Below are 20347 nucleotides of genomic sequence, written 5' to 3'. Positions count from 1 at the left end.
CTCCACGTAGGGAGGCGTCAAGCAGGGTGCGTCCTCGGTCGGCTTGTCTCTCCACGGAGGACGGGGCGTTCCTTGACCCTGGGGGAGCGGCCGGGCTGGTCACACGCCCCCTCCCCCGTTGCTTCGCAACGCCCTCTCTGCTTCGCAGCTTTGCAAGTCCCACGGGGGGAGAGGGTCAACGGAGCGAGAACGCCGGATCACCAGCACATCTGCTCTGATTATCGCTGTCGTGGACATCCTGAACCCGGTTGAGAGAGAAGCCTCCAACTCCAGAAGCCGGACCACGAGGCGGGGCAGTCTTTCAAAATCCAGAACGTCCTGCTCCACCGCGAGGGGACCCCTCAGGTCGGCCCCGGGAGTGCCCCGACGTACTTCGCCCTGGGACGAATCAAGCGGCCCTGGGCCGCCGACTCGATGCCGTGCGCGAGCCAGCCCACCGTGCGGCCCAGCGCGAACAGGGCCACTCCCCGCTCCGCCGGGCCCCCCAGCACCTGAACCACCAACGCCAGGGCGAGGTCGACATTGGGGCGTTCTCCCAGTTCGCGCCGCACCTCCTCGCACAGGGTCTGCGCGACGTGGAGGGCGGGCAGATCGGGAGCGGTCAGGGCCAGGTGGTCGAGCAGGGCCCGGCCGCGAGGATCGCCCCCCGGGTAGAGCAGGTGCCCGAACCCCGGCGGACGGTGGAAGCGGCGCATCACGCCGGAGAGCGCACGCCGCGCCCCCTGCCGCCCGGCGAGGTCCAGCAGTTCGGAGCACACCTCGACACTCAGCCCGTGCCGGACCCCTTGCAGAGCGCACAGGGCCCCCAGCGCCGCGTGGTGGAGGCTCGCGCCGCTCGACGCCACACAGCGGGCCGTGAAGCTGGAGAGGTTGAGTTCGTGGTCGGCCGTCAGGATCAGGGCGCGCCGCAGCAGGTCGGCGTGGCCGTTCCCGACCCCCCAGGCACGGGCGAGGCGTTCGTGCAGGGCGAGGTCCGGCGCGGCCGGAATTCCGCAGGCGCGCTCCGTGACCGCGAAGAGCAGGGACAGCACCCGCGCCGCGTTGCCGGGCAGCGCTTCGGGCCGGGCGTCGCTGGCGTGGAGGTCGCGCGCCCCGGCGTGGGTCAGCGCGTGGGCGAACGACTCCAGCAGGCCCGCCTCCGGGACCAGGGGCAGGTGGGCGAACTGGGCGCGCAGGGGCAGGGTGACGGCCCGCAACTCTCCGGTCCAGAGCAGGCCCGCGACCTCCTCCAGCGTTCGGTCCTCTGCCAGGCGCACCGCGTCGTGCCCCCGGTAATACAGCCGCCCCCCGGAGATCAGGGTGAGTTCGGACTCCAGGACGGGGGCCCCCCAGTTCAGCGCCCCCTGTGCCGTCTTCCCGGGGTCGCGGCGCTCTTCTTTGCGCCGCACCAGCGCGTCCACGTCCTCCGCCCGGTAGCGGCGCTCACGGGTCTTGCCTCCGGCGGGCTCCGAACGGATCAGGCCACGGCTGACGTAGGCGTATAGGGTCGCGCGGCTCACGCCCAGGCGTTCGGTCGCCTCGGCGGCGGAGAGGGACGGGGACATGCCCCAATCTTAATCTTGATTCTTCAATCAAGATTGACGCCTCCTGTCAAGTCGAGCAGCATGACCCCAGGAGGCCAAGCCCATGACCCAGGTTCAGGATGTGCCGACGCCCGAGTTGTTCCCCGACGCCTTTCCCGCAGGGGGCTTTCCGCAGTTCGTGTGGACCCGGCGGCCCGACACGTTGCCCGCCCAGGCGTGGACGACGGAGACGACCCACCGCGACGGCCAGCAGGGGGGGCTGCCCCTCACCACCGAGCAGGGCGTGCGGCTCTACGACCTGATGTGCGCCTTTACCGGGGACAGCGGGGCCATCCGGCAGGCGGAGTTCTTCGTGTACCGGGCCCCCGACCGCGAGATGCTGGAGGCGGCGCTGGAACGCTTTCACGGGGGGGCGCCGGTCGAGCCCACGACCTGGATTCGCGCGAGCCGCAAGGACGCCGGTCTCGTGGGGGCGCTGGGGGTGCGCGAGACGGGGATGCTGGCGAGCGCCAGCGACTACCACACCTTCCACAAGTTCACCCCGGGCGGCCGGGCCCAGGCGGCGCAGACCTACCTCGACGCCGTGCGGGCCGTCCTCGACGCGGGGCTGAGGCCCCGGCTCCACCTGGAGGACGCGACCCGGGCGCCGCGCGAATTCCTGCTGCCCTTCGTGGAGGCCGTTCTGGAGGTGGCGGCGCCGTACGGGGAGGCGGGGCGGCCCAAGTTCCGCCTCTGCGACACGATGGGGCTGGGGCTGCCCTACGAGTTCGTCGCGTGGCCGCGCAGCGTGCCCGGCATGGTCCGTGAACTGCTCGCCCTGGGCGTGCGGGGGGAGGACCTGGAGTTCCACCCGCACAACGACACCCACCTCGTCGTGGCGAACTGCCTCGCCGCCGTCCTGGCGGGATGTGCGGCCATCAACGGTACCCTCCTCGGCAAGGGGGAGCGGACGGGCAACGCGCCGCTGGAGGGGGTGCTGCTCCACCTGCTGGGCATGGGGTATTTCGCCGACGCGGCGCCCGACTTCACCCGGCTGGGCGAGCTGGCCGAGGTGTACGAGGTGCTGGGACAGGGCGTGCCCGCCAAGTACCCGCTGTACGGCAAGGACGCCCACCGCACCCGGGCGGGCATCCACGCGGACGGGCTGAACAAGTTCTGGCCGATGTACGCGCCCTTCGACGTGCCCCGGCTGCTGGGGCGGCCCCTGGAACTCAGCCTGACCAAGGACAGCGGGCTGGCGGGATTGATCTTCCTGATCAAGGGGCACACGGGGGTCGAACTCCGCAAGGACGACCCCCGGTTGCAGGCGCTGCACGCGGGGCTGAACCGGGAGTTCGACGCGGGGCGGCAGACGGCGGTGGAGTGGGAGGAGATCGCCCCCCGCGTCGAGGCCCTGCTCCGCGAGGACCAGCCTGCCCCCCCGGCTTGAAGCCCCTGATGCACAGTAGGGAAACGCCGTCTCAGCCGTGGGCCTTCTTACTCCTCCCCCCCTGTGGGGAGGTTGGGAGGGGGGTGACGAGCGCAGCTCGTCCTTCTCCGACATGGCAAAAACACCGTGACCGCCCGTTGTGCATTTCGCAGCAAGAAAGCGCAGGCATTCAGCTCCCGTGCGTCACCCTCCCACCACCCTTACCGCGCCGTGGTTTTCCCGGCCTCCGCCGTGTAGCCGCGAGCCTGGAGGGCGTACAGGGCGGCGTACTGGCCGCCCCGGGCGATCAGTTCGGCGTGGCTGCCCGCCTCACTCACCACACCGCCCTCCAGCAGGACGATCTGGTCGGCGAGCCGGACGGTGGAGAAGCGGTGCGAGATCAGGACGGTGATCCGCTCCCCGGCCTGCGCCCGCAACGCCTCGATGGTCTCGAACTCGGCCCGGGCGTCGAGGGCGGCGGTGGGCTCGTCGAACACCAGGACCGAGGCGTCCCGGAAGTACAGCCGCGCCAGGGCCAGGCGCTGCCACTGCCCGCCCGAGAGCTGCCGCCCCCCCTGGAAGAGCCGCCCCAGCGGCGTGTCGATCCCCTGCGGCAGCGTGTCCACGAAGGCGGCCCCGGCCTGCCGCACCGCGCCCTCGACGCCGGGGTCGTCCTCCAGGCGGCCCACCTCTGCAATCGCCACGTTCTCGCGGGCACTCATCTGGTACTGGCCGAAGTCCTGGAAGATGATGCTCATCTGCCGCTGCACGCTGCGGGGCGAGAAGCGCGAGGCGTCCAAGCCGTTGAGCAGGATGCGCCCGCCCGTGGGCTCGAACAGCCGCGTGAGGAGCTTGACCACGGTGGTCTTCCCCGCCCCGTTCTCGCCGACGAGGGCCAGCGCCTCGCCCCGGCGCACGGTGAAGCTCACCCCCCGCAGCACGTCGCGCTCGGTGAGGGGGTAGCGGAAGGCGACGTCCTGAAACTCGACCGTCTCGATGCTTCCCCGCCACTCCTCGCCCGCGTCGAGGTCGCGCCCGGGCTTCTCCAGAAAGTCGAAGAGGTTGCGCATGTAGAGCAGGTTCTGGTAGATGCCGCTGACTCCGTTCAGGAGCCCCGCCACCGTCCCCTGCACCTGCGCGATCCCCAGGACGAAGATGCTGAAGTCGCCCACCGTGATCTGCCCGTTGGCGGCGCGGCGCAGGATCAGGGCGCTCGCCAGCCCGGTCAGGAGGGCCGAGGCCAGGGCCGCCCCGAAGCCCCAGCGGGAGCGGCGGCGGATGATGTCCTCCAGTTGCCGCCGGAAGCCCAGGTAATAGTCGCGCCAGCGCCGCAGCAGGTAGGGCTCGAAGCCGAAGAGCCGCACCTCCTTCACGAGCTGATCGGAGGTCAGCAGCCCGCCGAGGTAGTTCTGCACCCGCGCGTCGTGGGTCTGCCACCGGAGCATCCGGTAGTTCTCCACCCCGAACTTGTTGCTGACCCACACCCCCGGCAGGCTCGCCAGCAGCACGAGCGGCAGCACCCACACCCCCAGCCGCGCCATCAGGGCGCCGACCGACACCAGCGTGACGACGGCGCCCGCCAGCCCGACAAGCTGGGTCGCCACGCCCAGGGGCCGGGAGCCCACCTCGCGGTACGCCTGCTGCAACTGGTCGTAGGTCTCGGCGTGCTCGAAGGCCTCCACGCTCATCCCCGACGCCTTGTCGAGGATGCGGCGGCTGACCCCGTGCTGGAGGCTGTCGCCGAGGAGCTGCTGCGCGGCCCCCTGCACGGTGGAGAGCAGGCTCCCCAGCACCCCCAGCGCGACCTGCACCCCCAGCAGGACGAGGAGTGCGCGGTACGTCACACCCCCCTGCGCGGCGCGGGCCACCTCGTCGAGCAGCAGCTTGCCCACGTACAGGTTCGCGGCGGGCAGGGCGCTCCCGGCGAGGGTGGTGGCCGCGTAGGTCAGGCTGTGCCGGGGACTGGCGAGCCACACCAGCCGCAACGTCTGGAGCAGGTCGGCCGCCCGCTGCCGGGGGGTGAGGGGATCAGGGGGTGCTGGCGGGGCGGCGGGGGGAGACCGGCGGCTCATCTGCATGGCGAGGAGTCTGGCGTGCGAGGCCGGGCAGGAAGGTGGCTCAGCTTGGGGTGAGTCCGTCAGGACGAGGACGGACCCCCTGGAACTGTGCCTGGAAAGCGTCGCACCTCCTCCCCGGACCGACCTCCCCCGCCCGCGACCACGGGGCCGGGAGTTCGGAGGACGTGAGGGCCGACGTTCCTGCCTTTGTCGACCTGGATACCGTATGTGACGTGACCAGCCTCGCGTCCACCCGCGTGGGCGAGAACAGCGCCGGGACGTTGACCCTCTCGGCGGAGTGGAGCCGCCCGGCCCGGCGTGGACGCTCAGCCTCGGGTTCCGACGTTTCTCCCTGTGAACGGGAGGGGCTGTCCGTGGTGGGCGGTCGGTCCACGCGGTCACTGACGCAGCAGAACGGCCACGACGCTGCGGTCGGCGTTGCCCCCGCCTCACGTCAGCGGACGGCGCCCAGGACCCCCTCGGCGATGACGTGGCGGTGATTCGGGTGGTCCTCCACCCGCCCCGTCATCACGGCCACCAGCTCCAGCGCCGGGAACACCGCCACGTACTGCCCGCCGTAGCCCGTCGCGTACCAGCCCTCGGTTCCCCCTTCGCGCGTCACCCACCACAGCAGCCCGTACCCGGGCAGGCCCTCCATCCACCCGTACCCCTGGACGTGAACCCGCGTCGCCTCCTCCACCCACCCCGGGGGCACGAGTTGCCGTCCCTCCCAGCGGCCCCGTCCCAGGACGAGCCCACCGAGGCGCAGCATCTCGCGCGGGGTGAGGTGGGCGCTCCCGCAGGCGAGGGGCCGCCCCAGCGGGTCGCGCGGCCAGGGGGGCGGGGCGATGCCCAGCGGCGTGAACAGCGCCTCCTGCGCGAAGTCGGCCAGGTTCTGCCCCGCCGCCTGCGCCAGCACCGCGCCGAGGAGATGGACGCCCGCGTTGGAGTAGTGGAAGGCTGTACCGGGATCAGCCACCAGGGGCCGCGCGAGGGCGAAGCGCACAGGGTCCTCGCTCGCCATCCAGGCCTCGTCGTACGCGGCGTCGGTGAGTTCGGAGGGCAGGCCGGAGGTCATGGTCAGGAGGTGGCGCACGGTCACGTCCCGCCAGCGCGCGTCCGTCAGGGCGTCCGCGTCACTCCCAAGCAGCGGGAGGACGGGCTGGTCGAGCCCGGCGAGCAGGCCCCGGTCGAGCGCGACCCCCACCAGGAGGGAGACCAGGCTCTTGGTAACGGACTGGGTGTCCTGCGGAGAGGTTGGATAGATGCCGAAGTACCGCTCGAAGGCGAGGTGGCCGTGGCGGGCGACGAGCAGGCTGGTGACGTGGGGCAGAGCCCGCTCGATCCGGGCGTGGAGGGCGTCCAGGCGGTTGGGATCGAGCCCGGCGTCCTCGGGCCGGGTGGTAGGGAGGTCGGAGGGCACGCACATCATCTTGCCGGAAAAGTGGCGCGTGGACGTGGTGTCCGCCGTAAGCCATGACCGGTGAGACGGTCCCGGAAGATGGTCCCGAACGAGAGTCCCGGCCTCGGACCCGAGCCTTCCGCCACACCTGGCAGCTCACCCGACGCACCTTCACCTTGCGGGATAACCAGGACCCCCGTGGCTTCCGGCCTGGGAGTGCGGCAGACTGTTCGGTGGCCGACTCCTTGCCGGAGGCTTCCCGGCTCGCGGCCGTCCCTACTTCGCGGGGCGGGCAACGTAGAGGAACGCCCGGCCGATGCCGTTCACCCGGCCGTACCCGGCACCGCAGTACGACGTGTTCGACTCGAACTCCAGGGCCATTCGGGGCGACGGCTTGTCCGCACCCATGAGCAGGGGAACGCGAGTCCCGTCCTTGCGGAGTTCCACCGCCGTCGCCATGTAGCGGCCCAGCGGGATGTCGTACAGGAAGGAGTCGCCGGGCCGGGTCGTCTTCACCAGCGTCTTGCCCTTCGAGCCGTCCACCAGGGGCCCGTCGGGCACGAGGGTCACCTCCACCCGCGACTCGTCCCAGTTCACCACGCCCTCGTCGTCCCAGCCCGGGTGCAGCAGCCGCACCTCTCCCCCGAAGAAGGCATTCTCGCCGCCGTCGGGGATGGGACCGCTGAGTTTGAACTTGAAGTTGCGGATGACGCCTGCGCGCGGCGAAAAGGGCTCGTAGCCTTCCTCGTTGACGGAATCGACGCGCATACAGAACTTCTGCCCCCCGTAGGGCATCAGGACCCAGGCGGAGGCGTAGTACGGCATGTCGATGAGGGACGGAACCGTGTACTGCCCCTGGGCACCCGTCTTGACAGTGACCATCCCCCCGGTCACCCCCGGCTCGATGCGGACGATGGCCCCCTTGATCGGTCTGCCCAGTGCGTCCAGCACGACGCCCTTCACGGTCCCCGGTTCGGGCTTCGGCGGGGGAGCGGCCAGAGCGGCGGTGAGGGCGAGGAGGGACATCAGGGCGGGCAGGCGTCGGTTCATCGTTCGGGGTCCTTTCCGGGAGGAGGAGCAGGGTGGGCGGATCGTCCGGTGCTCCCCCGGCTGGCGGCGGCTCACCTGACTGGGCGCACGGTAGGGCCGGGACGATGATTGCGACGTGATCGGGAAGAAACAGGCGGTGGGTGCGAGGATCGGCCTGCGAGCGTTCAGGAGGGCGAGGAGGCCAGGCGCCGGGTTCCCGGCCGGTGGCCCGCTTCCACTGGCAACCCGCACCAACGAAAGCGCCCCTCCGGGTCAGGAGGGGCGGTGATCGGTCGAGTCGGGGGTGATCATGTGAGGCGGGGCTGACGGGCCAGGACCAGAATCTTAATGAGCTGGAGCAGGGTGGGCCGCTTGCTCTGATTACGGGCAGCGCGGGCTTCGCGGGCGCGTCCCGCTTCGGCCCGGAGTTCCTGGGCGCGGTCCTGAGCGGCGTAAAGGTATGCGTTCATCTTCGTCTCCTTGCGCCGGTCGGCTTCCCTTCTCGGCTGCCCCTATAGTGCCCGGAGTGGCCCCGACCCACATCGGCCGAGTGCACACCCCCACCTACGCCAAACGGCCGGGAAGCAGAGCCGCTCTCTTCCGGTCCCGGTGTCGGGGGAGGCCCAGGGGTCCTGACCGCGTGTTCTCTCCACCGCGCTCGGCACGAGCGGCCTTCGCCGTTTGCGGCCCGGCGGCTATCCTGGTGACCCGCGCCGCGTGGGCGGCGCCCCTGTCCTGCCCGAGGTCCCCAGTATGTTCTCCCTGCTCCGCGACCGCCGCATCCTGATCCTGTGGATCGGCGAAAGCATCAACACGTTCGGCAACGGCCTCACCTTCATCGCGCTCGCCTGGTTCCTGTACCGTCTCTACCCGAACTCGCCGGGGCTCTCGGGCACCGTCATCGGCGCGTGGACCGCCGCGATGCTGCTCGGCACGCTGGGCCTGGCGAGCTTCACCGACGTGTGGGACCGCCGCACGACCTTGCGCGTCGCCAACGGCCTGAGCGCCGTGTGGATCAGCCTGATGCCGCTGCTGTACGCCCTGAACCTGCTCTCCTTCCCGGTCCTCGTCGCCGTCGCGGCCCTGACCGGGTTCACGGGCAGCGTGATCTTTCCGGCCCAGCAGGCCTCGTTGCCGACCTTCGTGCCCCCGGAGCGGGTGCAGGGCATTCAGGCGCTGTTCAACCTCACCTGGACCACGAGCGGCCTGCTCGCGCCCATCAGCGCGGGCTTCCTGGTCGCGAGCATCGGGGCCCCGGGGGTGATGTGGGTGAACGCGGCCAGCTTCGTCGTGGCGCTGATCGCCTACTCGCTCGTGCGCTTTCCGCCCGTGCCCCGCGCTTCCGGTGAGGGGCACGGCCTGGCGGGCTGGTGGGAGCGGACCCGCTTCGGCTTCTCCTTCGTCCTCGCGCGGCCCGCGCTCTGGGCCACGCTGCTGGGCCTCGCCAGCGTGAACTTCGCCATGGAGCCCTACACCGCCGTCTTCCTGCCGCGCATCGCCGACCGCCTGATGACGGGGGTGGACCTCCCGGCGGCCCTGTCGTGGGTGAGCGCCGAGAACCGGGGTGCCCTCGGAGTCGGCCTGCTGGGCTCGGTCCTGGCGGTCGCCGAACTGGGCATGGTGATCTGGATGGGGCGGCGCACCAGCCACCACCCCCTGAACTGGATCGCGCTGGGCTGCGTCGGGCCCGCGCTGTGCATCGTCGGCGTGGCCCTGGCGCCCTCGCTGGGGGTGGCGCTCGTCCTCGCCCTCCTGATGGGCCTGTGCTTCGGGCCGCTCAACGTGATGGTGGGAACCCTCTTCGCCCGGCTCACGCCCGAGGCGGTGCGCGGGCGGGTTTACAGCGCCCGCATCCTGGTGGGCCAGGGGCTCAGGCCGGTCGGCGTGGGCCTCGCGGGCGTGCTCCTGGGTGCCCTGGGCCTCGCCCCGGCGGTGGCCGTGTTGGGCGTGTTCGCCGCCCTGCTCACGCTGGCGGGCTACCTGCGGGCGCGCGGCGAGGGCGCCGGGGGCGAGGTGACGGCCCCCTCACCCAGCGACTGACCCGCCGAGGCGCCTCGCGCTCAGGCCCCGGTGAGGTCGAGCCGCCGGACGGAGGCGAGGTGGTCGGGCGGGATCAGGGCTCCTCGCAGCGCGCCCCGCAGGCCGAGCCGCGCGAGCAGGGGGTAGAGCGGCAGCAGCCCCCGCAGCCACGGGCGCCCCGGCAGGCCGAGCAGCGTGCGGACCCGCTCCGGGGCGAGCACGCCCTGCACCTGCCGGAGCAGGTGGTACCGCCACGGCCCGAGGTGGTGACGGTAGGCGGCGTACAGGGCGCGGGTGTGCTCCCCGGATGCCAGGTCCCGCCCCAGGTGACGCTCGCGGTCCTCCTGCCACTCGCCGTAGCCCACGGGGAGTTCGGGAATGCCCAGGCCCGTCCCCACCCGCCGGAACACCTCCCACAGGTCCTCCCGCTCAGGCCCGGTGAGCGGGCGGTGGAGGGCCGTGTACGCCCGCTCGGAATAGTCCACGAGCAGGTACAGCACGTCGCGGTGCGCCCAGTCGGGAATACACGCGTCGCGGGCCCGCTCGACCGCCCCGTGCGCGGCGCGGATGCGTGCGAAGGTGCGCTCGGCCCCGGCCTCGTCGGCAAGAACGATCCCTTGGGCGTAGGCGGCGGTGGAGAAGAGGCGCCCCAGGGGGTCGCGCGGGATGCGGCCCGTGAAGAACAGCCAGTCCACCGCCCGGTTGAGCGCGAACTCGGCGGCGGCCCCCGCGAAGACGAGCAGCACCAGGTCCCCGTCCCCCCAGATGCGCCGCACGATGGAGTCGGGGTGGACGAAGGGTGGGGACGGGTCACTCTGAGGTTTATTGCCTGGGACTTCGGTCACGTCCCGATCATCCTAGGGACTTCCCCGGAGCCCGACCGGGCGCGTCCGAACAAAGCGGGGGGGAGGGTGACCCGGCGGGGATGGCTCGGCCGTACAGGTAGCCCTGCAACAGGTCGCCGCCCGCCTGACCCAGTGCCCCACGCCATGCCGCACGAAGGTCGCGGTCGAGCTTGAGGGCGTCCACGGGAAGTTGGCGCAGGAACGCCAGGCTGGAATAGCCCGTGCCGAAGTCGTCGAGCGCGATCCGCACGCCCAGCTCACGGATGCGCGCGAGCTGCCGGGCGGAGTCCCCGAGGTTGACGAGCAGGCTGCTCCCGGTGACTTCGAGTTCGAGCGCACGTCTCCCGGCACGTCCGCCTCGCGCAGGGCCGCCTCACCCACGAAGGGCAGCGCCAGCCAGGGCTGCGTCGTCTGAACCGGCGGGCGGGGCGTGGAGTGACTCAGGGCGTGCGGCGCTGCCTGGCCCAGCATACGGGCCCCGCCTCACACGGCTCTTACCACCCCACGCGTGAAGGGCGGTCCCACCCCGGGCGCACTCCCCGCCCGGTTCCGGGGCACTTTCCTCCTGTTCGGCGCGGCCTTCGGTGTTCCCGCCTGCGGAGAATTCGGGCGTGGTGACCACCCGCACCCCCGTTACGGGCGCGAGGGGGCGTTCCTCGCGGCCTTCGGCGGGCCATGGGCTCCATGACCTTCATGTTCCTGCCCCACCCCGCCCGGTCGCCGGGCCTGACAGGAACGCGCAAGACGTGCCGCGCCATCATGGCCGCGTTTGCTCATGAAACCGTCCATGTCTGCCCCTGCCCCCCGGACCTCCTCCCGCCGCGCTGGAGGAGCCCGTCTGTCCCTGGGGGCGCTGCTGGCCGCCACGGCCTTGCACTTCTCCTGGCTGGCAACCAGGTGGGGCGGTGCGGCGGGGCGGGAGGTGCTCGCCGACCTGCTCCCCATGCCCGTCTTCGTGCTCGCCGCGCTGTACGCCTGGGGGGTGGCGGCGCGGCACCGGGGAGGCGAGCGGCGCGGGTGGTGGGGCCTGGGGGCGGCCCTGCTCGCCTTCGCCGCCGGGAACGGCCTGTGGGCCTACCTGGAACTTGTGGCGCACGTTCAGCCGTTCCCGTCGGTTGCCGACGCCGCCTTTCTCCTCGTCACGCCCCTGCTCGCCGCCGCCTTCGTGAGGCTCTGGCCCTGCCGCGCCTCGGGCACTGCCGCCGTGCAGCTCGGCCTGGACGTGCTGACCTTCACGCTCGCGGCGGGTGTCTGGCTCTGGAACTTCCTGATCGCTCCCGCCGCCCTGGCGAACGGGGCGCAGCCGCTGGCGTTCGCCCTGAGCGTGCTCTACCCGCTGTACGACCTGCTGCTGCTCAGCCTGGTGCTCGTCGCGGCGCTGCGGCGCGCGGCCTCGCCCGCCCTGCTCCTCTTCGCGCTCGGCCTCCTGTGTTTCGCCTCCGGGGACGTCGCCTTCGCGTACCTGGGGCTCGTCGGGCAGTACCGCAGCGGGCACCCCGTGGACGCCAGTTGGGTCGCGGGGTCCGTACTCTTCGCCCTCGCCGCGCGGGCGAGCCTGCGCCCGGGGAGCTTTCCGGCGGCTACGGTCGCTCGCACGGCGGCGCGGCTGCCCGACCTCGCCTTCATGCTGCCCCACGCGGCGGTGATTCTCACCTCCCTGCTGCTCGTCCTGACCCACCACCGGCAGGACCCGGGCGCCCGGGGCGTGCTGCTGGGGGCCGTGCTCGTCACCGGGCTCGTCACCCTGCGCCAGACGCTCGCCTGGCGCGAGGCCCGCGCCCTGCAGGGCGAGTTGCGCGCCCTCAACCTCGACCTGGAGGCCCGCGTGCGCGAGCGGACCCTCGACGTGCGCCGCACCTTCGAGGGCGGGCTCCTCGCGCTGGGCACCGCCCTGGAGGCGCGCGACTTCGAGACGGCCGGGCACACCGAGCGGGTGGTCAAGCTCGCGCGCGGGCTGGGGCAGGTGCTCGGCCTCCCGCCGGGCGAGCTGGAAGCACTCACGGAAGGCGCGTACCTGCACGACCTCGGCAAGCTGGCAGTGCCCGACCACATCCTGCTCAAGCCCGGCAGGCTCACCCCGGAAGAGTGGACGGTCATGCAGTCGCACGCCACGCGCGGGCACGCCCTGGCGCTGCGACTTCCACACCTCAGCCCCGGCGCGCTCGACGTGATCCACCACCACCACGAGCGGTGGGACGGGTCGGGCTACCCGCACGGGCTCGCGGGGCAGGCGATCCCCCTCGCCGCGCGGGTGTTCGCGGTGTGCGACGTGTACGACGCCCTCACCAGCGAGCGCCCCTACAAGGGCGCCTGGACCCCCGCGCGGGCCCGCGACGAGATCGGCGCGCAGTCGGGGCGGCACTTCGACCCCCGGGTGGCGGCGGCCTTCCTGGCGCTGGACCTGGAGGCGGTGCTCGCCACGGCCCCGGCGGCACCCGTCTTGCAGCAGGCCGAGCAGGCGTTCGGGGCGCGGGTCAGCGAGCACACCCCCGTCCCGCAGGGCGCCCTCGCCGAGACGGGAGCGCTGCTGGCCCTGGCCGACGAGCGGACGTACGCCCGCAAGGGCGGCCGGGAGCCGTGCCCCGTGGCGGCAGAGCGGGGCGCCGCCGAGCACCCCGGGGGGCGGCAGACCAGCTCCCGGTGACCGCCCGCCCGGGCTGCTGGACACCCGCTCACCGGACGGGCCAAGATGGGGAATGGCCGGACCGGACGGGATGCGCGTCGTGATCACGGGGGCGTCGAGCGGGATCGGGCGGGCCACGGCGCGGGCGTTCGCCGGGCGTGGCGCATCGGCGGCCTCGCGCCCGTCCCGTTCGCCTCGGGCTACACGGCGAGCAAGTTCGGCCTGCGGGGCTTTCACGCCAGTCTGCGGCAGGAACTCGCGGACCATCCCGGTATTCGCGTCTGCGCCGTCTTCCCCGCCTCCATCGACACGCCCGCGTACGGGCGCGGCGCGAACGTCTCGGGGCGGGCCCTGAAGCCGGGGCCGCCCGTCTACCCGCCGAAACGGGTGGTGCAGGCCCTGCTCTTCCTCGCGCTCCACCCGCGCGACGAGGTGGCGGTCGGCTGGCCGTCCACCGCCGGGCGGCTGCGGGGCTCAAGGGGGGACGGGTAAAGGTTGCCCGGCGCGGCCTGTCTCTGAGCACAAGAGGTTCTGTCACCCCCACTTTCAAAGCCGCACGGCGAAACGAAGGGTCCCCGGAGTGAGGAAACCCTTCGCTGGGCGGGACCCGGCCGCTGTGGTGGACAGAACCGACGAACCCTCACAGGATACGGCGGGTGAACAGTTCCGACACCGCGAGGCTGCCCAGGAGCATCAGCCCGGCGAGGGCCGCGACGAAACCCGAGACCTCGCGCGGCTTGAGGGTCCAGCCCAGGGAGCGGCCCAGGTCGCGGTAGATCGAATTGAGCTCGCCCGCCGATCTTGCCTCGAAGTAACGCCCGCCGGTGGTGGAGGCGATCTGCTTGAGGGTCTCGGCGTCGAAGCCGCCCCAGAAGCCGCCCCAGCCGCCCATGCCGGGATCGCCGTTCTCGGTGCCCAGGCCCACGGTGTAGACCTTCACCCCGAGCCTCTTCGCCTCGGCCGCCGCCTCCAGGGGGTCGGAGCCGCTGTTGTTGCGCCCGTCGGAGAGGAGCACGATGGCCGCTGCGGGCAGGTTCTGGGTGGCCTGGTTCTGGGCGGACTGGGCCTGCGCGCCGCGTTCCGGCAGGGCGCGCAGCGACTCCAGCAGCCCGTCGCCGATGGCGGTGCGGCGGGCCAGACCCAGCCCGTCGATGGCGACGAGCACCTGCTCGTGGCGCGCGGTGGGCGGCGTATGCAGCACCGCGTACCCGGCGAACGAGGCCAGCCCCACCCGCGCCCCCTGGGGCAGCGACCGCACGAAGTTGCGCGCCGCCTCCTGCGCGGCGAAGAAGCGGCTGGGCTTGATGTCCTCGGCCTCCATCGAGCGCGAGACGTCGACCGTCAGCATGATCGCCGTGCGGTCGTCGGGCAGCGGCACCGGCGCGGTCGGGCGGGCCAGCGCGACCAGGGCCAGGGCGAGCGCCCCCAGGTACAGCCCCGCCGGGAGGTGGCGCCGCAGCGACCGGGGCCGCCCCCGCGCCTGGGCGAGCAGCCGCAGGTCGGGGTGCAGCGCCGCCGCCTGGGCGGGCCGGGCGAGCCCGCGCACATACAGCCACGCGAGCAGCGGAAGTAGCGCCAGCGCGGCCAGGGCCCAGGGCCAGATGAAGCTCATGGACAGACCTCCTCAGACTCGGACCGGACAGGGCGGGGAACGGCTCTCACGGCACCCTCCTCTGCCACGCCAGCGCCAGCCCGCCACCGACCACCAGGAGCAGGGCGGCCAGCCCCGCGAGCGGCCCTCCGAGCCCCAGTTCGCTCGGCTCCCAGCGGATCGCCGAGCCGAGGTCGCGGAAGAGCCCGCGCAGCCGCTCGGGGTCGGCTGGGTAGAGGAACTGCCCCCCCGTGAGCTGCGTTAGGCGGCTCAGCTCCTTGGTGTCGAACGGCACGAACACGAGCTGCCCCTCCACCCGGCTCACCGCCCCCCCCTCGGTGCCCAGCGCGACCGCGTACAGCTTGACCCGGTGGTCCGAGGCGAAGCGCGCGGCGACGAGGGGACTGGCCCCCCGGTTCGAGATGCCGTCCGAGAGGAGCAGGATCGCCCCGGGGGGCAGCGTCTGGGGGTCAATCGGGGTCGGCGCCGCGTTCGGGTTGGCCTGGGCCTGGCCCGGCACCTCCAGCAGCTCGCGTGGGGGGACCGCCTTCTCACGTCCGGGTAGAGCACGCACGCCACTCACCAGAGCCCCCGCGAAGGAGGTCGCCTGGGCGGGCTTGACCCGGTCCAGGGCGCCCAGCACCTCCTGGCGGTCGGTGGTGGGCGGCACGAGGACCGAGGCGTTGTCGGAGAAGGTCATCAGGCCGATCTGGGTGGAGGCGGGGGCGAGTTCGAGAAACTGCCGCGCGAGCGTTCGGCCCGCCTCCAGCCGCGAGGGCTGCACGTCATCGGCGAGCATCGAGCGCGAGGCGTCGAGCGCGATCATCACCGACGCCTTATTCACCGGCAGGGTGGGCTTGGCGACGGGCTGCGCGGCCCCGAAGAGCAGCAGGGTGAGCGCCCCGAGTTGCAGCCCCAGCGGGATCAGGGATCGGCGCCGGTTGCCCCCCCGCAGCACCGTGCCCAGCAGGTGCGGGTCGGCGTAGGCCTGGGCCCGGCCCTGACGCCGCCGCGCCGCCGCCGAGAGCAGCCAGACCGCCAGCGGCACGAGCAGCAGCAGCCACAGCAGAGCGGGAAAGCCGAAGGTCATCTGCGCCGCCCCCTTCTCACGGCCGCGAAGCGCAGCAGCGGCCCCACCGGGTCCCGCTCGGTGCCCAGGTCGAGGAGGTCCACCTGCGCGGATTGCAGCGCCCGCTTCAAGGCCATGTCACGCTCCCCCACCAGCCGGGCGTGGGCGGCGCGCACCCCCGGGTCCGAGGTGTCGAGCCACAGTTCCTCCCCCGTCTCCGGGTCGCGCATCCGCACTCCCCCCACGTCGGGCAACGCCCGCTCGGCGGGGTCCGAGACGCGCACCGCCACCACGTCGTGCCGCTGGGCGAGCCGCCCCAAGGCCCCAGTCCAGCCCCCCGCGCCGGGGGGCGCCGTCTCCAGGAAGTCCGACACCACGAACACGAGGGACCGCCGCCGCAGCGTCCGTTCGACCGCCGTGAGGGCCGAGGCGAGGTCGGTGGGCTGGGTGGAGGCATCCGGCCCGCCCCTCGCGCCCCTCGACAGCAGGTTCATCACCGCGAGCGCCTGGGCCCGCCCCCCGCGCGGCGGCGCCATCCCGGAACCGGGGCCGAAGGTGATCGCCCCGATCTTGTCCCCGTGGCGGGTGATCACGAGCGAGGCCACGCCCGCGAACTCGCGCGCCAGCTCGCGCTTGAGGACCCGGCGGGTGCCGAAGTTCATCGACGGCGAGGTGTCGATGACCAGCCACGCGGTCAGCTCGCGCTCCTCGCGGTACTGGCGGACGTGGAGCCTGCCACTGCGCGCGGTGACGTTCCAGTCGATGCGCCGCACCTCGTCCCCGGGCTGGTACTCGCGCACCTCGGCGAGGTCCAGGCTGGGGCCGTAGAACAGGCCCCGGTAGTCCCCGAAGAGGAAGCCGTCGAGCCGCCGCACCACCCGGAACTCCAGCCGCCGCAGCAATTGGGCGGGCGGTTCGAGGGGCGGGCGGGCCGGAACGTGGAGGGCAGGCGGCGGGCTCGCCACGACCCGGCGGCGCCGCAGGCTAAGCAGGGCCATTGCCCGTCACGACCGGCGGAGAGGCGCCCGTCGGGTCGCCGAGGTGGACGCGCGGCAGCGGCACGGCGGCGATGAGTCTGCCGACCATCTCTTCGATCCTGATCTCCTCCGCCAGCCCCTCGTACGAGAGCATGACGCGGTGCCGCAAGACCTCCGGCGCGAGGTCGCGCACGTCCTCGGGCAGGGCGTACTCGCGCCCGCGCACGACGGCGAGGGCCTTGGCGCCCAGGATCAGGTTGACGCTCGCGCGCGGACTCGCCCCGTAGGCCACCGCCCGCGCGAGGTCGGGAAGGCGCACCGCCGCCGGGTCACGGGTGGCGCGGGCGAGCGTCACCGCGTACTCGGTCACCGCCGGGTGGACGTACACGAGGTCGGCCATGCGCTGCAACTCGCGCAGCTCCTCGCCGGAGAGCTGCACCCCCACGGGCGGGAAGGAACTCGACACCCGCTCCACGACCGTCATCTCCTCGTGGAAGCCGGGGTAGCCCACGACCACCTTGAACATGAAGCGGTCCACCTGCGCTTCGGGCAGGAAGTAGGTGCCCTCCGACTCAATGGGGTTCTGGGTCGCCAGGACCAGGAAGGGGTCGGGCAGCGGAAAGGTCTGGCTGCCGATGGTGACCTGCCGCTCCTGCATGGCTTCCAGCAGGGCCGACTGGATCTTGGCGGGCGCGCGGTTGATCTCGTCGGCCAGAATCAGGTTGGCGACGACCGGGCCGAGTTCGACCTCGAACGCGCCCGTCTTCTGGTTGTAGATGCGGGTGCCGATCAGGTCGGCGGGCACGAGGTCGGGCGTGAACTGGATGCGCCGGAACGACGCCCCGATAGCGTCGGCGGTCGTCTTGATCGCCAGCGTCTTGGCGAGGCCGGGCACCCCCTCCACGAGGACGTGCCCGCGCGCGAGCAGCGCGACGAGCAGCCGTTCGAGCAGGAGGTCTTGCCCCACGATGACCTTTTTGACCTCGAAGAGCAGCGTCCTGAGGCGGGCGGCGGCGTTCGTCACCGCCTGGGGCGACAGGGGGGTGAGGGGGGAGGGTGCGGTCATCAGATCCTCCGGTTCAGGTCGGGCAGGGCGGGCTCGCCGGGTTGGGATGGACCCGGGAGCGAGGGGGGCGTGTCGAAGGGCTCCAGCGGGAAGAGTTCGTTGTCGCCGCCGGGCTGGCCGTTCCTGCCGTCACCGCCGGGTTGAGGCTGCCCGGGCTGCTGGCCCTGCCCCGGCTGGGGCTGGCCCGGTTGCAGGCGATACATCTGGCCGTCCTTGAAGAGGAGCACGCACTGCTCCTGGCCCTGGCCCTGCCCGGGCTGCTGAGGTCCCTGCCCCGGCCGAGGCTGCCCCTGCCCGGGTTCGTCGCCGGGGCCGGGCACGAGCGGGATGACCTCACGGGGGTCGTTCGGCAACTGCGCCTGCACGGGAAGGGGCCGCAGGGTCACGCCCGCCCCGGCGTGCACGTGAGAGGACGTGGGGGCCGTCAGCCGCCCGGCCACGAAGCCGCCCCCGAGCGCCCCCACGACGAGGCCCACCATCAGTCCCTTCATGTTCGTCCCGCCCTGGGACGACGAGGAGGAAAAAACGCCCGAACCCGGCCTTTTGAAACGGTCACGCCAGCCTCCTGGGGGAGTGGAACGAGAGAGCGTCTTTTTACTGTAGGCCCCGAGTCTGGGAAAAGACTGAAGTGGCGACACCCTTTACCCTGGGATATCCCCACCTTGCCCCACGAGGAGAACCGTGATGCCCGACCTCGCCCGCCGCCCGCCCCGAGTCCTGCTCGCCGCCGCCCTCTCCCTCGGCCTGTCGCTCGCGGCCCCCTCGCCCTCGTGGTCGTCCCTCGCCCCGCTTCCCCAGGCCCGCCAGGAGGTCGGCGCGGCGGCCGTGAACGGACGGGTGTACGTCGTCGGCGGCTTCCTCGCGGACGGCCGCACCACGGCCCGCGCCGAGGCCTACGACCCGGTCACGAATACCTGGGCGAGCCTCCCGCCCCTCCCGGTCCCCGTGAACCACCCGGCGGCGGTGTGGCTGGGCGGCAGGCTCTACGTCCTGGGCGGGCACGTCGGCCCCGGGCTGGAGGGGGCGACGGACGCCGTGCAGATTTACGAGCCCGGGAAGGGCTGGCGTTCCGGCACCCCCCTGCCGAGCAAACGCGGCGGGCTCGCGGCGGCCGTTATAGGGGGCCGGATCTACGCCGTCGGCGGCCAGCGCGGGCCGAGCGTAGGGGACCTCGCGGTGTACGACCCGGGGCGGGACAGGTGGACGGTCCTCCCCCCCATGCCCACCCGCCGCGATCACCTCGGCGTGGCGGTGCTGGAGGGGCGGCTGCACGCCGTCGGCGGAAGAACGGACGGGCGCGACTTCCGGCTCACGGCCCACGAGGTCTACGACCCGGCCTCCGGGCGCTGGTCGCGCGCCGCTCCCCTGCCCACCGGGCGCAGCGGACACGCGGTGGCGGCCACGGGAAGGTGCCTGTACGCCCTCGGCGGGGAGGGCAGCACCCGCCAGGGCGGCATGTTCGGTGAGGTCGAGCGGTACGACGCGCGGGCCGGAACCTGGACCACCCTCTCCCCGATGCCGCAGGCGAGGCACGGCATGGGAGCGGTCACGCTCGGGGCTCGCCTCCTCCTCTCGGGCGGGGGCGTGGTCGCGGGACTCGGCCCGACGGCGGCGAACGAGGCATTCACCCCGCCCCCCTGCTGAGGCACCTCAGCCCTCCAGCGGCAGCCTCACCACGCTTCGCGTCCGGCCCGCCCGGTAGATCGCCTCGATCAGCTCTACGGTCTTGCGGCCCTCCTCGCCGGGCACGAGCGGCTCGCGGCCCTCCCGCACGGCCCCCACGAAGTCCCCGATCTGAAGGCGGTGGTAGTGCGTCATCACGTCGAGGCGGGCGGCGCGTTCCCGGTCCTCGGCCTGCCAGAGAGGCAGCAGGCCCTCCTCGCCCGGCACGGTCCACACGTCGTTGACGGGGGGCTCGACCGCCGTCGTCACCCCCGCCACGAAGGACGAGCCGCCGTCCGTCTGCACGCCGACCGTCGCGCCGTTTTCCCCGTGGACGTGGACCCGGCCCCACAGCCCCGGATTCTGGCTGTTGCTCACCACGACGCTGCCGAGCGCCCCGCCCGCGAAGCGCAGGGTGGCGACCGCCGTGTCCTCCACCTCGATTTCCGGGTGGTTGAGGTTCGCCCAGGCACCCGACACTTCCTCCAGGGGACCCACGAACCACTGGAGGAGGTCGAGCTGATGCACGGCCTGATTGACGAGGACGCCGCCGCCCTCGCCCGCCCAGGTGCCGCGCCAGGCGTCCATCGCGTAATACTCGGGGCCTCGCCAGCCCAGCAGGCTGAGGGTGCCGAGGATGGGACGGCCTATCTTGCCGTCCAGAATCGCCCGCTTGACCCGCTGGACCGGCTCGTACAGGCGGCGCTGGCTGACCACGCCGAGTTTCACGCCCGCCTCCCGCGCCGCCGTGATCATCCGGTCGGCGTCCCGGACGGTCAGGGCGAGGGGCTTTTCCACGAACACATGTTTCCCCGCCCGGGCGGCCTCCACGGCGGCGTCCGCGTGCAGGGGGTGCGGGGTGCAGAGGATGACGGCGTGAACGCCCGGGTCACGCAACGCTTCTCCCAGGTCGGTGAAGGGCCGCGCCCCGTACTGTGCGGCGAAGGCGGCGGTGCGTTCCGCGTTCCGCCCGCAGACGGCGGCGAGCCGGGCACCGGGCAGGTCGGCGAGGGCCCCCGCGTGCGTGTGCGCGACCTTGCCCGGCCCGACGATCAGGAAGCCCACGGTCTCCGGCC

At 72.7% G+C, this 20347-nt stretch carries 18 protein-coding genes; 5 read left to right on the top strand and 13 right to left on the bottom strand.

All coding sequences use genetic code 11. The features are described 5' to 3' along the window. Nucleotides 1-341: 341 nt before the first annotated feature. Nucleotides 342-1544 (bottom strand): citrate synthase family protein, encoded by a 1203-nt coding sequence (locus tag DAETH_RS02450; RefSeq protein ID WP_264776356.1) that lies wholly within the window; start codon nt 1542-1544, stop codon nt 342-344. Nucleotides 1545-1626: 82 nt separating this feature from the next. On the opposite strand from DAETH_RS02450, the gene DAETH_RS02445 reads away from it, so the two are divergent. Continuing rightward, nucleotides 1627-2952 carry a beta/alpha barrel domain-containing protein gene (locus DAETH_RS02445; RefSeq protein ID WP_264776355.1) on the top strand — a complete coding sequence of 442 codons (1326 nt, stop codon included), beginning with the start codon at nt 1627-1629 and terminating at the stop codon, nt 2950-2952. A 200-nt stretch (nt 2953-3152) separates the two neighbouring features. Here DAETH_RS02445 and DAETH_RS02440 read toward each other — a convergent pair whose 3' ends face one another. From DAETH_RS02440 to DAETH_RS02425, 4 genes are all read right to left on the bottom strand, one after another. After that, complete coding sequence (locus tag DAETH_RS02440; RefSeq protein ID WP_264776354.1) at nt 3153-5009, bottom strand: ABC transporter ATP-binding protein; 1857 nt, start codon at nt 5007-5009, stop codon at nt 3153-3155. Nucleotides 5010-5442: 433 nt separating this feature from the next. Further along, nucleotides 5443-6411 carry a serine hydrolase domain-containing protein gene (locus DAETH_RS02435; protein ID WP_406585094.1) on the bottom strand — a complete coding sequence of 323 codons (969 nt, stop codon included), beginning with the start codon at nt 6409-6411 and terminating at the stop codon, nt 5443-5445. 255 nt (nt 6412-6666) lie between these two features. Beyond that, nucleotides 6667-7440, bottom strand: coding sequence for a carboxypeptidase-like regulatory domain-containing protein (locus DAETH_RS02430; protein ID WP_264776353.1), 774 nt, complete (start codon nt 7438-7440; stop codon nt 6667-6669). A gap of 287 nt (nt 7441-7727) precedes the next feature. Next, complete coding sequence (locus DAETH_RS02425; protein ID WP_264776352.1) at nt 7728-7889, bottom strand: hypothetical protein; 162 nt, start codon at nt 7887-7889, stop codon at nt 7728-7730. Between the two features lie 283 nt (nt 7890-8172). Here DAETH_RS02425 and DAETH_RS02420 point away from each other — a divergent pair, with 283 nt between their 5' ends. Beyond that, a complete protein-coding gene (locus DAETH_RS02420) occupies nt 8173-9459 on the top strand; it encodes an MFS transporter (protein WP_264776351.1) in 1287 nt (428 codons plus the stop codon). Between the two features lie 20 nt (nt 9460-9479). On the opposite strand, the gene DAETH_RS02415 is transcribed toward DAETH_RS02420, so the two are convergent. Further along, on the bottom strand, nt 9480-10283 hold the full coding sequence (locus DAETH_RS02415) for an oxygenase MpaB family protein (RefSeq protein ID WP_264776350.1): 804 nt from the start codon (nt 10281-10283) through the stop codon (nt 9480-9482). Between the two features lie 7 nt (nt 10284-10290). Beyond that, on the bottom strand, nt 10291-10590 hold the full coding sequence (locus tag DAETH_RS24530) for an EAL domain-containing protein (protein WP_319993742.1): 300 nt from the start codon (nt 10588-10590) through the stop codon (nt 10291-10293). 480 nt (nt 10591-11070) lie between these two features. On the opposite strand from DAETH_RS24530, the gene DAETH_RS02405 reads away from it, so the two are divergent. Both DAETH_RS02405 and DAETH_RS02400 read left to right on the top strand, forming a co-directional pair. Next, nucleotides 11071-12927, top strand: coding sequence for an HD-GYP domain-containing protein (locus DAETH_RS02405; RefSeq protein WP_264776349.1), 1857 nt, complete (start codon nt 11071-11073; stop codon nt 12925-12927). Nucleotides 12928-12972: 45 nt separating this feature from the next. Next, a complete protein-coding gene (locus DAETH_RS02400; RefSeq protein ID WP_264776348.1) occupies nt 12973-13398 on the top strand; it encodes an SDR family NAD(P)-dependent oxidoreductase in 426 nt (141 codons plus the stop codon). Between the two features lie 148 nt (nt 13399-13546). On the opposite strand, the gene DAETH_RS02395 is transcribed toward DAETH_RS02400, so the two are convergent. Genes DAETH_RS02395 through DAETH_RS02375 form a run of 5 tightly spaced genes read right to left on the bottom strand, consistent with a single transcriptional unit; the run spans nt 13547 to nt 18100 of the window. Beyond that, nucleotides 13547-14518 carry a VWA domain-containing protein gene (locus tag DAETH_RS02395; protein WP_264776347.1) on the bottom strand — a complete coding sequence of 324 codons (972 nt, stop codon included), beginning with the start codon at nt 14516-14518 and terminating at the stop codon, nt 13547-13549. Between the two features lie 46 nt (nt 14519-14564). Beyond that, nucleotides 14565-15587: a VWA domain-containing protein gene (locus DAETH_RS02390; RefSeq protein ID WP_264776346.1), complete on the bottom strand. Its 1023-nt coding sequence runs from the start codon at nt 15585-15587 to the stop codon at nt 14565-14567. Continuing rightward, nucleotides 15584-16564 carry a DUF58 domain-containing protein gene (locus DAETH_RS02385; protein ID WP_264776345.1) on the bottom strand — a complete coding sequence of 327 codons (981 nt, stop codon included), beginning with the start codon at nt 16562-16564 and terminating at the stop codon, nt 15584-15586. The genes DAETH_RS02390 and DAETH_RS02385 overlap by 4 nt, the downstream gene beginning before the upstream one ends. Continuing rightward, on the bottom strand, nt 16551-17609 hold the full coding sequence (locus tag DAETH_RS02380) for an AAA family ATPase (protein ID WP_264776344.1): 1059 nt from the start codon (nt 17607-17609) through the stop codon (nt 16551-16553). Before DAETH_RS02380 ends, DAETH_RS02385 begins: the two co-directional genes overlap by 14 nt. After that, a complete protein-coding gene (locus DAETH_RS02375) occupies nt 17609-18100 on the bottom strand; it encodes a hypothetical protein (RefSeq protein WP_264776343.1) in 492 nt (163 codons plus the stop codon). The genes DAETH_RS02380 and DAETH_RS02375 overlap by 1 nt, the downstream gene beginning before the upstream one ends. A 193-nt stretch (nt 18101-18293) precedes the next feature. Between DAETH_RS02375 and DAETH_RS02370 the strand changes: the two genes are divergently transcribed. Then, on the top strand, nt 18294-19253 hold the full coding sequence (locus DAETH_RS02370; protein ID WP_264776342.1) for a Kelch repeat-containing protein: 960 nt from the start codon (nt 18294-18296) through the stop codon (nt 19251-19253). Nucleotides 19254-19259: 6 nt separating this feature from the next. Here the strand turns inward: DAETH_RS02370 and DAETH_RS02365 are convergent, their stop codons facing one another. Next, entirely contained in the window at nt 19260-20336 is a 1077-nt protein-coding gene (locus DAETH_RS02365; RefSeq protein WP_264776341.1) for a Gfo/Idh/MocA family protein, read from the bottom strand. Between the last annotated feature and the right edge of the window lie 11 nt (nt 20337-20347).

The organism is Deinococcus aetherius (genome assembly GCF_025997855.1).
GTDB lineage: Bacteria > Deinococcota > Deinococci > Deinococcales > Deinococcaceae > Deinococcus > Deinococcus aetherius.
Note: the sequence above shows the minus strand (reverse complement) of the source record. Positions and strands in the feature narration are given on the sequence as shown.

Excerpts from the sequence above, each read along its gene's own strand:
- DAETH_RS02425 (WP_264776352.1), bottom strand. The coding sequence starts at position 7,889 with ATGAACGCATACCTTTACGCCGCTCAGGACCGCGCCCAGGAACTCCGG.
- DAETH_RS02380 (WP_264776344.1), bottom strand. The coding sequence starts at position 17,609 with ATGACCGCACCCTCCCCCCTCACCCCCCTGTCGCCCCAGGCGGTGACG.
- DAETH_RS02390 (WP_264776346.1), bottom strand. The coding sequence starts at position 15,587 with ATGACCTTCGGCTTTCCCGCTCTGCTGTGGCTGCTGCTGCTCGTGCCG.
- DAETH_RS02420 (WP_264776351.1), top strand. The coding sequence starts at position 8,173 with ATGTTCTCCCTGCTCCGCGACCGCCGCATCCTGATCCTGTGGATCGGC.
- DAETH_RS02445 (WP_264776355.1), top strand. The coding sequence starts at position 1,627 with ATGACCCAGGTTCAGGATGTGCCGACGCCCGAGTTGTTCCCCGACGCC.
- DAETH_RS02375 (WP_264776343.1), bottom strand. The coding sequence starts at position 18,100 with ATGAAGGGACTGATGGTGGGCCTCGTCGTGGGGGCGCTCGGGGGCGGC.
- DAETH_RS02385 (WP_264776345.1), bottom strand. The coding sequence starts at position 16,564 with ATGGCCCTGCTTAGCCTGCGGCGCCGCCGGGTCGTGGCGAGCCCGCCG.
- DAETH_RS02430 (WP_264776353.1), bottom strand. The coding sequence starts at position 7,440 with ATGAACCGACGCCTGCCCGCCCTGATGTCCCTCCTCGCCCTCACCGCC.
- DAETH_RS02405 (WP_264776349.1), top strand. The coding sequence starts at position 11,071 with ATGTCTGCCCCTGCCCCCCGGACCTCCTCCCGCCGCGCTGGAGGAGCC.
- DAETH_RS02370 (WP_264776342.1), top strand. The coding sequence starts at position 18,294 with ATGCCCGACCTCGCCCGCCGCCCGCCCCGAGTCCTGCTCGCCGCCGCC.
- DAETH_RS02400 (WP_264776348.1), top strand. The coding sequence starts at position 12,973 with ATGGGGAATGGCCGGACCGGACGGGATGCGCGTCGTGATCACGGGGGC.
- DAETH_RS02450 (WP_264776356.1), bottom strand. The coding sequence starts at position 1,544 with ATGTCCCCGTCCCTCTCCGCCGCCGAGGCGACCGAACGCCTGGGCGTG.
- DAETH_RS02440 (WP_264776354.1), bottom strand. The coding sequence starts at position 5,009 with ATGCAGATGAGCCGCCGGTCTCCCCCCGCCGCCCCGCCAGCACCCCCT.
- DAETH_RS02395 (WP_264776347.1), bottom strand. The coding sequence starts at position 14,518 with ATGAGCTTCATCTGGCCCTGGGCCCTGGCCGCGCTGGCGCTACTTCCG.